The sequence below is a fragment of the Paraburkholderia sp. CNPSo 3272 genome (assembly GCF_024206495.1).
Taxonomy (GTDB): domain Bacteria; phylum Pseudomonadota; class Gammaproteobacteria; order Burkholderiales; family Burkholderiaceae; genus Paraburkholderia.
Genome location: NZ_JAMBPQ010000001.1, coordinates 56075 through 69033, shown reverse-complemented (window position 1 = coordinate 69033; position 12959 = coordinate 56075). Strand labels below are relative to the sequence as shown.

Annotated in this window: 9 protein-coding genes; 2 read left to right on the top strand and 7 right to left on the bottom strand. The window is 67.6% G+C overall.

Going from position 1 to position 12959, the window contains the following annotated elements; genetic code table 11:
* Positions 1 to 21: 21 nt before the first annotated feature.
* The 3 genes from pgi to M3I53_RS00290 all read right to left on the bottom strand — a co-directional run bounded on the left by pgi (position 22) and on the right by M3I53_RS00290 (position 4903).
* On the bottom strand, positions 22 to 1641 hold the full coding sequence (gene pgi / locus M3I53_RS00300; RefSeq protein WP_254314017.1) for a glucose-6-phosphate isomerase: 1620 nt from the start codon (positions 1639 to 1641) through the stop codon (positions 22 to 24).
* Positions 1642 to 1894: 253 nt separating this feature from the next.
* A complete protein-coding gene (locus M3I53_RS00295; RefSeq protein WP_254314016.1) occupies positions 1895 to 3487 on the bottom strand; it encodes an NAD(P)H-hydrate dehydratase in 1593 nt (530 codons plus the stop codon).
* 120 nt (positions 3488 to 3607) lie between these two features.
* Positions 3608 to 4903 carry an FAD-dependent oxidoreductase gene (locus M3I53_RS00290; protein WP_254314015.1) on the bottom strand — a complete coding sequence of 432 codons (1296 nt, stop codon included), beginning with the start codon at positions 4901 to 4903 and terminating at the stop codon, positions 3608 to 3610.
* 342 nt (positions 4904 to 5245) lie between these two features.
* Here M3I53_RS00290 and purL point away from each other — a divergent pair, with 342 nt between their 5' ends.
* Positions 5246 to 9331 (top strand): phosphoribosylformylglycinamidine synthase, encoded by a 4086-nt coding sequence (gene purL, locus M3I53_RS00285; RefSeq protein WP_254314014.1) that lies wholly within the window; start codon positions 5246 to 5248, stop codon positions 9329 to 9331.
* A 223-nt stretch (positions 9332 to 9554) separates the two neighbouring features.
* Complete coding sequence (locus M3I53_RS00280) at positions 9555 to 10670, top strand: Fic family protein (RefSeq protein WP_254314013.1); 1116 nt, start codon at positions 9555 to 9557, stop codon at positions 10668 to 10670.
* 70 nt (positions 10671 to 10740) lie between these two features.
* Here M3I53_RS00280 and M3I53_RS00275 read toward each other — a convergent pair whose 3' ends face one another.
* From M3I53_RS00275 to msrB, 4 genes are all read right to left on the bottom strand, one after another.
* On the bottom strand, positions 10741 to 11520 hold the full coding sequence (locus M3I53_RS00275) for a peptidylprolyl isomerase (protein WP_254314012.1): 780 nt from the start codon (positions 11518 to 11520) through the stop codon (positions 10741 to 10743).
* Between the two features lie 60 nt (positions 11521 to 11580).
* Positions 11581 to 11889: a BolA family transcriptional regulator gene (locus tag M3I53_RS00270; RefSeq protein WP_254314011.1), complete on the bottom strand. Its 309-nt coding sequence runs from the start codon at positions 11887 to 11889 to the stop codon at positions 11581 to 11583.
* Positions 11886 to 12419: a septation protein A gene (locus M3I53_RS00265; RefSeq protein WP_254314010.1), complete on the bottom strand. Its 534-nt coding sequence runs from the start codon at positions 12417 to 12419 to the stop codon at positions 11886 to 11888. The genes M3I53_RS00270 and M3I53_RS00265 overlap by 4 nt, the downstream gene beginning before the upstream one ends.
* A 104-nt stretch (positions 12420 to 12523) precedes the next feature.
* On the bottom strand, positions 12524 to 12943 hold the full coding sequence (gene msrB / locus M3I53_RS00260; RefSeq protein WP_042269481.1) for a peptide-methionine (R)-S-oxide reductase MsrB: 420 nt from the start codon (positions 12941 to 12943) through the stop codon (positions 12524 to 12526).
* Between the last annotated feature and the right edge of the window lie 16 nt (positions 12944 to 12959).

Below are 12959 nucleotides of genomic sequence, written 5' to 3'. Positions count from 1 at the left end.
CGCACGCCGGTTTCCCGCGAGTTAGCGCTTGAGCGCCGCGCGGGCGCGCGCGATCAACGCGGCCGTGGACGAATCGTGCGGCTTCACATCGGCGCTTGCCGCGTTCAGGTCGGCTTCCACCACCTTGCCGAGGATCTTGCCGAGTTCCACGCCCCACTGGTCGAACGGATTGATGTCCCATACGGAAGCCTGCACGAGCACCTTGTGCTCATAGAGCGCGATGAGCGCGCCGAGCGAGCGGGCCGTGAGCGCATCGACGAGCAGCGTCGTGGTCGGGCGGTTGCCGGGGAACATGATGTGCGGCACGAGTTCGGGCTTGTCCGGGCCGGCAATCTTCTTCGCCTCTTCCTCGGTGCGTCCAAGCATCATCGCCTCGCTCTGCGCAAAGCAGTTCGCGAGCAGCTTCGGTTGATGGTCGGCCAGCGGATGCTCGGGCGTGAGCACGGCGATGAAGTCGATCGGCACGATCGTCGTGCCCTGGTGCAGCATCTGGAAGAACGCGTGCTGGCCGTTCGTGCCCGGCTCGCCCCAGGTGATCGCCGAGGTCGCGTAATCGACGAACTTGCCGTCGAGGCGCGCCGACTTGCCGTTGCTCTCCATTTCGAGCTGCTGGAGATACGAAGGCAGGAAGTGCAGTGCTTCGGAGTAGGGCGCAACGAGATAGCTCTGCGAGCCGAAGAAGTTGCGATACCAGATGCCGATCATGCCGAGCAGCACGGGCAGGTTCTTCTCCAGCGGCGCTTCGCGGAAGTGCTTGTCCATGTCGTGCGCGCCGGCGAGCAGTTCGTCGAACTGCTGCGGTCCGATGGCGATCATGATCGAGAGGCCCACGGCCGACCACAACGAATAGCGGCCGCCGACCCAGTCCCACATCTCGAACACGTTTTCTTTGGCGATGCCGAACTTCACGACTTCGGCCGGATTCGCCGAGACGCCCACGAAGTGCTTCGCGAGTTCGCCTTGCGGACAGCCGTGCTTGACGAACCAGTCGCGCATCGACAGCGCGTTGGTCATGGTTTCGAGCGTCGTGAACGTCTTCGAAACGATGATCGCCAGCGTCTCTTCCGGATCGATGTTTTCGATCGTGCGCCACAGATCCGCGCCGTCCACGTTCGAGACGAAATGCGAGGTGATCTCGGGCAGCTCGAGATGCTTAAGCGCGTGCACGACCATCTTCGGCCCGAGGTCCGAGCCGCCGATGCCGATATTGACGACATGGCGGATGCGCTTGCCCGTGTAGCCGGTCCATGCGCCGCTGCGCACCGCGTCGGCGAACTTCGCCATCTTCGCGCGCTCGGCGGCGATCTGGGCGTGGAACGGGGCGTCGGCTTCGGTGGCGCGCAAGGCGGTGTGCAGCGCCGCGCGGCCTTCAGTCGGGTTGACGACTTCGCCCTTGAACATCGCATCGCGGCGCGCTTCCACGCCGGCCTCGCGAGCGAGCTGCACGAGCAGCTTGAGCGTGGCGTCGGTGATGCGGTTCTTCGAGAAGTCGGCGCCGAGACCGGCGCCTGCGAACGTGAAGCGTTCGGCGCGCGTCGGCGCAGGGTCATTGGCGGGGGCGAACCAGTCGCGCAGCTTTTCGTCGCGGATCTGTTCGTAATGCGTCTGTAGCGCGGACCAGGCGGGGAGCGGATTCGTCATGTTCGTCTAGCGAGGGATCACGAATGGAGGGCGGCAGGTGCGGTTCGCCGGTCTGGCCGAACGCGCGCTTCGCGCGCCGCGGGCAAGCACGGGCCGCCTCGGGTGAAAGACGGCGTGCGGAGGATCAGTATAGCGGCCTCGCGCGACACTGCGCAGCGTTGTGATGCCTGCAGCCGTGCCGGCGCGGGAGGCCGGGCGGGCGTCGCCGTCAAGCAAGCCGCGTGCCGTACGAACGGACGTGCGGCACGCGGCTTCAGGCTGCATAAGACGGCGCGTAAAAGAGCCGGTTCATGAGCTTGCGCACCGCTGGCGCGAGTTCGCCCGCCGTGAGGCCCGCGGGGCCGTCGCCTTGTGCGCACAGCGTGTCGGCCGCGAGACCGTGCAGGTAGACGCCCGCGAGCGCCGCTTCATAGGGCGGCACGCGCTGGGCCAGCAGCGCGCCGATCATGCCGCCGAGCACGTCGCCGGTGCCGCCCGTGGCGAGGCCCGCGTTGCCGGTGGGATTGACGGCGACGCGGCCGTCCGGCGCGGCGACCACCGTGCCGCTGCCCTTGAGGACGGTAACCGCCGCATAGCGGTCCGCAAGTGTTCGCGCAGCGGCGAGGCGATCGCGCTGCACCGCGGCTGTGTCGCAGCCGAGCAGGCGCGCCGCCTCGAGCGGATGCGGTGTGAGCACGCAAGGCGCGCCGCGCGCGGCGGCCGACTGCGCGACGTGTGCCGCTAGCGCCTCGTCGCGCGCGACGAGATTGAGCGCATCGGCATCGAGGAGCACCCGGGCGTGAAGGCGCAGGATGGCGTCCACGAGCTGGCGCGCCGACGCGCTGCCGCCCATGCCGCAGCCCGCGGCGACAGCGTCCATCGCGTCGAGCGCGAGCCTGGCCGCCGCGTGCAGCATGAGTTCGGGGTGCGGCGCGTCGTAGGGCGGCGCGTCGCTGCCGAGAAAGCCCACGTGAACCTTGCCCGCGCCGGTGAGGAGCGCCGCGCGCGCCGCGAGAATCGGCGCGCCGCACATGCCGGTATCGCCGCCGACGACGGCGAGCGTGCCGAACGTGCCCTTGTGGGTGGCGAAGTCGCGTGCGGGCAGCGCGGCGGCGAAGAGCGCGGGCGCGTTCAGGTGTGCGGCGCCCGGCGTGCCGGAGGTGTCGATGCCGATCGGCGCGACCGCGACGGCGCCCGCGTAGTCGCGCCCGACGCCCGTGTAGAGGCCGGGCTTGGCGCAGATGAACGTCACGGTGTGGGTCGCGCGCACAGCGGGGCCGCTGCCGACCACGTTGCCGGTGTCGCCGTCGAGGCCGCTCGGCACGTCGAGCGCGAGCACGTGGCCATGGCTGCGCGCGCGCGCCGAGAGCGTCTCGGCGAATTCGGCGAATACGCCTTCGAGCCCGCGCGCTAGACCGATGCCGAACATGCCGTCGACGAGCCAGCCGTAAGAATCGAACGACGCGGGCGCCGACGCGGCGATGGGCACGCCTGCCGCGCGTGCTTCGGCGAGCGCCCAGCGCGCGTCGTCGGGCTTGACCTCGACGGGCATGCAGACTTGCACGACGACGCCCGCGCGATGCAGTTCCGTGGCGACGACGAGCGCGTCACCCCCGTTGTTGCCGGGCCCGGCGGCCAACCAGACCGGCTTGTCGCTCGCCCACGAGGGCGCATGCGCAAGCTGCTCGCACAGGAAGTGAGCGGCGGCGGCGCCTGCGCGCGCCATCAGCGTGTGGGCAGGCAGGCCCGACTGCGCGGCGACTTCGGCGTTGCGCAGCTGTTCGACGGTAAGCAGGGGGACGGCACGATCGTGCGGGTAGACGAGCACCGGTTGCCCGGCGCCAAAAGAGTGGGGAGCGTGCGTCATGGCGATGCGGTCCTGGGAGGCGACATCGCAACGATACCCGAGCACGCCCTCAGACGGCACGCCCCAGGCGCGCGGTGGACCGGGACGGCGGCGCGGCAACGCCGCACGGCCGCCCGCCCCTCAATCGCGGCCCGGGGAGAGCGCCTTGATGGTATCGGCCGGCAGGTCGGGCGCCTGGTTGGAGATCTGCTGGGCGATGAGACGCGCGGAGCCGAGCGAAAGCGCCCAGCCCGCCGGCCCGTGGCCGGCGTTGACGAAGAGGCGCGGATGGCTCACGCTGCCGACCGCCGGCAACCCGTCGGCGGAAAGCAGCTTCATGCCCTCCCACCCAAGCGCGGCCGAAATGCGCGCGGCGCCCGGCGCCCAGTCGCGCGACGCCTCGCCGAGCAGCGCGAGGGCGTCTTCGGTGAGCGCCTCGGGCAGCGCGTCGTCGACTTCCTGCGCGCGCAGCAGCACAGCGGCGCCCGAAATGCGCAGCCGGTGATTCATGCGCGCGATGGCGATGCGCTTGCCGGCATCGACGATCGTGGTCTGCGGCACGCATTCCTCGTGCGCCACCGGCGAATTGAGCGTGTGCATGCGCAGCGGATAAAACGGCATCTTGAGGCCGAGCGGCGTCAGAAGCTGCGGCGTTTGCGCGCCCGCGGCGACCACGACGGCGTCGCCCGAGATCACCTCGACGTCGCGCGAGCGGCCCGCTTCGTGCGCAGGCGGCGCGAGTTCCACGGCTGCGCGCCGGTCTTCCAGGCGGATCGCGCTGACCTCGCGGCTCATCTCGAACTGCACGCCGCCCTGGGCGTCGAGCACCTGCTTGAGCAGCTTCACGAAGAGCGGGCAGTTGGCGACCCGGCCGGTCTCGAAGCGCACGCCGCCCGCAAACGGCGGATCGGCGGGGATGGCATGGTCGAAAGCCACGCATTCCGCGGGCGAAAGCGCGTGGTGCGGCGTCTCGAAGCGGCGCAGCAGCTCGAGGGCCGGTTGCGTGAGTGACCATTCGTCGTTGCCGCGCACGAGGTAGAGCAGGCCGTCGCGCTGCTCGTAATCGAGCTGGAAGCGCGCGTCGATGTCGGCGAGCGCCGCTTGCGCCGAGTCGATGAGCGGGCGCAGCAGCGCATAGCGCTCGGCGAACGCCTCGGAGCCGTGCAGCGTGGCAAGGCGCTTGGCGAAACCGTGCGCCTGGCCGCGCCAGCCTGTCTTGCTGATCACGCCGCCGGACGACTGACGGCCATTGCGCAGGAAGGTGGGGCCGAACCAGACGTCGAGCGGCGTGGGCAGCGCAATGCCGCTATGCCCGTAGGTCGCGCCTTGCGCGACAGTGGCGTGGCGTTCGATCACGCAGACGCGATGCCCGGCCGCGCGCAGCTGCCAGGCGGTAGCGATGCCGGCGATTCCGCCGCCGATGACGATGACATCCATGACGATACGATCTGCAGGCAGGTGGCGCTCGCTCGGGTGAGGGCGTCCTGCCGAAGGTGGGGCGTGCGGCGCGCCGAAGCGATGCCCGGGTGCGCCGATCAGACGAAACGCGCAATCATAGCAGCGAAAGCGTGCGCATCGCCATGCGCGAGGCCGGCTTGCCACCCGCGTTGCGCGCGGCCGCCGGGACGGTCAGGACAGGCCTTCCGGGTTATAATCGCGGTCTCCCTTCGCCTGACCGTCGCCATCCCCCGCGCGACGCATCGCCACCTTGCGACGTGTTTCGCGCGAGGCGAAGCCGCGACGCAACTCTGACGCAACCTCGACGCAACGCCCCAGTCCATGGCCCACTTCTCGTGTTTCCCCGGCGCTTCGGCCCTTTCCGACTTCCGTCAGACCCGCCTGCTCGAGACGCTTCAGCGTATCGACGCCAACATCGTCGGCGTGCACGGCCAGTATCTGCATTTCGTCAACTCGGCTGCGCAGCTCACCGCCGAAGACAGCGCGAAAATCGAAGCGCTGATGCACTACGGCGCGCCGTTCGCGGCCCCGCAGGAGCGCGGCAGCGCGCTCACGTTCCTCGTCGTGCCGCGCTTCGGCACGGTGTCGCCGTGGGCGAGCAAGGCTACGGACATCGCGCACCATTGCGGCCTCGAGCAGGTGCGCCGCATCGAGCGCGGCGTCGAATACACCGTGGTGCTCAAGTCGGGGCTGCTCGGCGGCAAGAAGACGCTCCCGGATGAGGCGCACGCCGCTGTTGCCGCGGCGCTGCACGACCGCATGACGGAAAGCGTGGCGCCTTCGCGCGACGTGGCGCTGCATCTGTTCGACGAGCTGCCGGCCCGCCCGATGCAGACGGTCGACGTGCTCGGCCACGGCCGTGCGGCGCTGGAAACGGCCAACGGGGAACTGGGCCTCGCGCTCGCCGACGATGAAATCGACTACCTCGTCGAAAACTTCAAGAAGCTCGAGCGCAACCCGACCGACGTCGAGCTGATGATGTTCGCGCAGGCCAACAGCGAGCACTGCCGCCACAAGATCTTCAACGCGAGCTGGACGATCGATGGCCAGGAGCAGGATATGTCGCTCTTCGCGATGATCCGCAACACCGAGAAGATCAGCCCGCAGGGCACGATCGTTGCCTACTCGGACAACTCGTCGATCATGGAAGGTGCGGTCGCGGAGCGCTGGTTCCCGCGCAAGAGCAACGCCGACGGCATGCCTGGCGAGCCGGGTGAACGTTACGGCCGCCACACCGAACTCACGCACACGCTGATGAAGGTGGAGACGCACAACCACCCCACGGCGATCTCGCCGTTCGCGGGCGCGGCAACGGGCTCGGGCGGCGAAATCCGCGACGAAGGCGCGACGGGCCGTGGCGCGCGTCCGAAGGCCGGCCTCACGGGCTTCACGGTTTCGAACCTCGATCTGCCCGACGCGCGCGAAGCGTGGGAAGACGCCCGCGACGCGGCTGTGCCGCTCGCGCTGCGCAATCCCGCCGACACGCAGGGCGCCTACGGCCGCCCGGACCGCATCGCTTCGCCTCTGCAGATCATGATCGACGGCCCGCTCGGCGGCGCCGCGTTCAACAACGAATTCGGCCGGCCGAACCTCGGCGGCTATTTCCGCACCTACGAGCAGAACGTGGCGGGCACCGTGCGCGGCTATCACAAGCCGATCATGATCGCGGGCGGCCTCGGTAACATCAGCGCGCAGCACACGCACAAGCACGACCTGCCGGCCGGCACGCTGCTGATCCAGATCGGCGGCCCGGGCATGCGCATCGGCATGGGCGGCGGCGCGGCCAGTTCGATGGCCACCGGCACCAACACGGCCGAACTCGACTTCGACTCGGTTCAGCGCGGCAATCCGGAAATCGAGCGTCGCGCGCAGGAAGTCATCAATTCGTGCTGGCAGCTTGGCGAGCGCAACCCGATCCTGAGTATCCACGACGTCGGCGCGGGCGGCCTTTCCAACGCCTTCCCCGAACTCGTCGACGGCGCCGACAAGGGCGCGCGCTTCGAACTGCGCAAGGTGCAGCTCGAAGAGTCGGGCCTTTCGCCGCGCGAAATCTGGTCGAACGAATCGCAGGAACGCTACGTTCTCGCGATCGCACCCGCCGATCTGGCGGAGTTCCAGTCGATCTGCGAGCGTGAGCGCTGCCCGTTCGCCGTGGTGGGCGTCGCGACCGACGCGCGCGACCTGAAGCTCATCGACACCGACGAGCACGCGCTCGCAGCCAGCGGCGGCCACCAGCCCGTCGACATGCCGATGGACATCCTGCTCGGCAAGCCGCCGCGCATGCACCGCAACGTCGAGCACGCGAGCATGCCGCTCGCGCCGGTCGAAGTCACGGGCGTCTCGCTCGACGAAGTCGCGAAGAGCGTGCTGCGCCACCCGACCGTGGGCAGCAAGTCGTTCCTCATCACCATCGGCGACCGCTCGGTGGGCGGCACGACGGTGCGCGACCAGATGGTCGGCCCGTGGCAGGTGCCGGTGGCCGACTGCGCGATCACCGCGCTCGACTACGCGGGCTACAAGGGCGAAGCGATGACGATGGGCGAGCGCACGCCGCTCGCCGTGATCGATGCGCCCGCATCGGGCCGCATGGCCGTGGGCGAGGCGATCACCAACATCGCCAGCGCGCCCATCCTCTCGCTCGACAAGCTCAAGCTCTCCGCGAACTGGATGGCCGCGTGCGGCGCACCGGGCGAGGACGCGGCGCTGTACGACACCGTGAAGGCGATCGGCATGGAGCTGTGCCCTGCGCTGGGCATCGGCATTCCGGTCGGCAAGGATTCGCTCTCCATGCGCACGAAGTGGAATGAGGAAGGCGTGGCGAAGGAAGTGGTCGCGCCGGTGTCGCTCATCATCTCGGCGTTCGCGCCGGTCGATGACGTGCGCCGCCACCTCACGCCGCAACTGCGCCGCGCCGACGAAGTGGGCGAGTCGGTGCTGATCGCGATCGACCTGGGCCGCGGCAAGAACCGTATGGGCGGCAGCATCTTCGCGCAGGTCACGCAGCAGGTCGGCGACGCGGTGCCCGACGTGGACAGTGCCGAAGATCTCAAGCAGTTCTTCACGGCCATCCAGCAGCTGAACGCGAACGAGCAACTGCTCGCGTACCACGACCGCTCGGACGGCGGCCTGTGGGCGACGGTCTGCGAAATGGCCTTCGCGGGCCACACGGGCGTGTCGCTGAACGTGGACATGCTCGCGCTCGACAGCGAGCACGAGTCCGACTATGGCGACGCGAAGGACTGGGCGAAGCAGACGAGCGGCCGCCGCGAAGACCGCACGCTGCGCGCGCTCTTCTCCGAAGAACTCGGCGCGGTGATCCAGGTGCCCGCACAGCAGCGCGACGTCGTGATGGGCGTGCTGCGTGAGCATGGCCTCTCGGTGTGCTCGCATGTGATCGGCACGCTGAACAATCGCGACTCGATTGAAATCTACCGCGACGCCAAGCGTATCTACGAAGCGCCGCGTGCGGAACTGCAACGCGTGTGGAGCGAAGTGAGCTGGCGCATTGCGCGTTTGCGCGACAACCCCGCCTGCGCCGATTCGGAATACGACGCGCTGCTCGACGCCGCCGATCCGGGCATGCAGCCGCATCTCACGTTCGATCCGGCCGAGGACATCGCCGCGCCGTTCATCGGCCGTGGCGCGCGTCCGCGCGTGGCGATCCTGCGCGAGCAGGGCGTGAACTCGCACCTCGAAACCGCGTACGCGTTCGACCGCGCCGGCTTCGACGCGCACGACGTACACATGAGCGATCTGCTCGAAGGCCGCGCCACGCTCGCCGACTTCGCGGGCGCGGTGGCCTGCGGCGGCTTCTCATACGGCGACGTGCTGGGCGCGGGCGAAGGTTGGGCCAAGACGATCCGCTTCAACGCGAAGCTCGCGGACATGTTCGCGGCGTTCTTCGCGCGTCAGGACACGTTTGCGCTCGGCATCTGCAACGGCTGCCAGATGATGTCGAGTCTCGCCTCGATGATCCCGGGCGCCGAAGCCTGGCCGAAGTTCACGCGCAACAAGTCGGAGCAGTTCGAAGCGCGCTTCTCGCTGGTGGAAGTGCAGGGCTCGCCGTCGATCTTTTTCAACGGCATGGAAGGCTCGCGCATTCCGGTGGCGGTCGCGCACGGCGAAGGTTTCGCGGACTTCTCGCAGCAGGGCGACATCTCGAAGGTCGCGGTGGCGATGCGCTATGTCGACCATCGCGCCCAGGCAACCGAAGCCTACCCGTTCAATCCGAACGGCTCGCCGCAAGGCATCACCTCGGTCACGACGCCCGATGGCCGCTTCACGGTGCTGATGCCGCACACCGAGCGCGTGCAGCGCACAGTGACGATGAGCTGGCATCCCCAAGCCTGGGGAGAGGCGAGCCCGTGGATGCGTGCGTTCCAGAACGCGCGCAAGTGGGTGGGCTAACGCGCCTCGCGCAACTCGCGAATTTCGCGGACGGTTGACGCCAGGGCGGGGCAACTCGCCCCGGTGGAAAGCCCCGGTCCTGCCTCGATTGCGAGTGCCGGCCGGGGTTTTTGCCTCTTGGGCGCCGACCGGCGCGGGCGCTGCGGCGAATAGCGGCGTTAATCGCCGCATATTTTGCGGTGATTGATTTGCGCCTGCGGTGAATATCGCTCATAATCGCCGCATGAATAGCGGCGAATACACCTACATCTGGCAAGCCGGCGACTGGCCTCAGTGGCGCTTCGATCTCGCGGCGCTGGCCGAGCCCATGGCCGAGGTGAGCCGCGCCCAGGGCCTGCTGGTGGGCAGGCTCGCCGATGTAGGCCTGGCGCTGCGCGATCAGGCGAGCCTCGCGGCCCTGACGGAGGACGTGCTCAAGACCAGCGAGATCGAAGGCGAACAGCTCGATGTTGCCTCCGTGCGTTCGTCCATCGCGCGTCGCATGGGCGTTGACATCGGGGCGCTCGCGCCGGTGGACCGGCACGTGGAAGGGGTGGTGGAGATGGTGCTGGACGCGACCACCAACAGCCGCGCGCCAGTCACGCGCGAGCGCCTGTTCGGCTGGCACGCCGCGCTGTTTCCTACGGGTTACGCGGGCCTGTCGCGGATTAACGTCGGGGCATGGCGCGACGATGCGAGCGGGCCCATGCAGGTGATCTCCGGGCCGATCGGCCGTCAACGCGTGCATTTCGAGGCGCCGCCCGCGAACCGGCTGGAAGCGCAAACGCGGCGCTTTCTCGACTGGCTCAACGGGCCGCCGCAAGAGCCGCCGCTGATCAAGGCGGCTCTCGGCCACTTGTGGTTCGTCACGTTGCACCCGTTCGACGACGGCAATGGCCGCGTGGCCAGAGCCATCGGCGACTTGCTGCTCGCGCGCGCGGACGGCAGTGCGCAGCGCTTTTATAGCCTCTCCGCACAGATTCAGCGGGAGCGCAAAGGCTACTACGACATTCTGGAGCGCACGCAGCGCGGCTCGATGGACGTCACGCTGTGGCTCGCCTGGTTCTTCGACGCGCTGCATCGCGCGGTCGATCAGGCGCAAATCACGTTGGACGCCGTGCTCGCCAAGGCGCGCTTCTGGCGCGAGTGGGCCGCGACGCCGTTCAACGAACGCCAGGTCAAGCTTCTGAACCGCCTGCTCGACGGCTTCGACGGCAAGCTCACGAGCGGCAAGTGGGCGGCCATCGCCAAATGCTCGTCCGACACGGCGTTACGCGACATCAACGACCTGGTGGCGCGCGGTGCGCTGCGCAAGGCGGAGGGTGGCGGGCGCAGCACGAGCTACGAGCTCAACGCGTAGCCGCAAACAAAAACCCCGCGCCTTCGAAAGGTCGCGGGGTTTTTTGCGGCACGCAAAGCCGCGTGCGGCCTTACTGAATCTTCGCCTGCTTGCGCAGATTCTCTTCGAACGCCTGCAGCTTTTCCTGCTGGATCTGCTGGACGATCTGCGGGCGCACCTGCTCGAGCGGCGGCGGCGTGACCGGGCGGATGTCGTCCACGCGGATGATGTGCCAGCCGAACTGCGTGTGCACCGGCGTATCGGTCATCTGGCCTTTCTGCAGGTGCGTGGCCGCAGTCGCGAATTCCGGCACGTAGGCCTTCGGATCGGACCAGTCGAGGTCGCCGCCATTCTTCGCCGAACCCGGGTCCTTGGAGTACTGCTTCGCGAGGTCTTCGAAACTGGCGCCGGCCTTGATCTTCGCGATCAGGTCCTTGGCCTGCTGCTCGTTGTCCACGAGGATGTGGTGCAGGTGGTATTCGCTGCCGCCCGCATCCTTGGTCAACTGGTCGTAGCGCGCCTTGACTTCGGCGTCGCTCGGCTGGTTGTTCTTCACGAAGTTCTCGATCAGCGCGCGCAGCACGACGGTCTGCTGGGCCACGGCGATCTGCGCCTTCACGTCCGGCTTGTTCGGAATGCCTTCGCGAATGGCTTCCTGCATGAGGATTTCGCGATTCACGAGCTCTTCACGCACGGCCATCTGCAGCTGCGGCGAATCCTGCTGGCCTTGATGCACGAGCTGGTCGATCAGCGCATCGGCGCGCGCTTTGGGAATCGGCGTGCCGTTCACGACGGCGATGTTCTGCGCAAAGGCGGGAGCCGCCGCAAACGCAGCCAGCAACACCCAAAGATGGGTTTTCTTCAAGGTCATCGGAAAGTCCTAACGGGGCGAACCAAAATGGCGAACAAAAAGAACGAAATCTAACGTGGGCTAGCGGGGCAGCGCCGCGGCTTCTTCGGGCGTGAGCGCCGTGATCGCGAGAGCGTGGATGCCGCGCTGCATGGCCTCGGCCAGCGCATCATACACCATGCGATGCCTTGCCACGCGGGCTTTCCCCGCGAATGCGCCCGCAACGATCGTGACATGATAATGACCGCCGGCAGCGGCGCCCGCGTGTCCGGCATGCTGCGCGCTGTCGTCGCGCACGTCGATCGAAATGGGGGCGAGCGCCGCTGTGAGCCGCGTTTCGATGAGCGCCATGCGCTCGGCGGGGCTGGCGTTGAGAAAGACGTCGCTCATTCTTCTTCCTTCATGTAACGCGAAAGCCACAGGCTCTGGCCGACGATGAACACCACGAGAATGCCGGTCGCGCCGAACAGCTTGAAGTCGACCCACGCGTCGGTGGAGAAGTGGAATGCCACGAAGAGATTGAGAATGCCGAGCAGCGCGAAGAAGATCGACCAGACGAAGTTCAGTTGCGTCCAGATGCGCGTCGGCAGGGTGATCTGCTTGCCCATCATCGCTTCGATGAGGTTCTTGCCGAATGCCACTTGCGAGACGAGCAGCACGACCGAGAACGCCCAGTAGAGCACGGTCGGTTTCCACTTGATGAAGGTTTCGTCGTGCAGCATCAGCGTGGCGCCGCCGAACACGACGACGATGCACAGCGAAAGCCACAGCATCGGGTCGACCTTGCGGTGACGGAACGCGACCCAAGCGATCTGCACGAGCGTAGCTCCAATCGCCACGGCCGTAGCCGTAAAGATGCCCCACAGCTTGAAGGCGACGAAAAAGAGGATGATCGGGAACAGATCAAACAGGAATTTCATTATCGGCCTGAGAGTTGACGAATTGAGCCCGGCAAAAGAGGAGGGCACGACGTTGTCAAGGCCGCATTGGGCCCCGCGCGGGGCGCGGGGCTGCCTTGCCAACGTCACTTGGGCTCGAATTGTAGCGCAGCCGAATTGATGCAATACCGAAGGCCCGTCGGGGCCGGACCATCCTCGAACACATGGCCCAGGTGCGCGCCGCAGTTCTTGCAGCGCACCTCGATGCGCAGCATGCCGTGCGTGCGGTCGGTTTTCTCTTCGATCACCTCGCCGTTGATCGGGCGGAAGTAGCTAGGCCAGCCACAGCCCGCGTCGAATTTCGTGTCGGACTCGAAGAGCGGTGTGCCGCAACACACACAGTCATACACGCCGCGATCGAAATGATCCCAGTATTTGCCCGTGAAGGCGCGCTCGGTGGCGGCATGGCGCGTGACCTGATACTGGCCTTCGTCGAGCTGCTCGCGCCATTGCTCGTCGGACTTGTAGCCGGGGTAGGAAGGGGAGTTGTGGTCGTCCTGGCTCATGTCGGGTTCCTGTCGG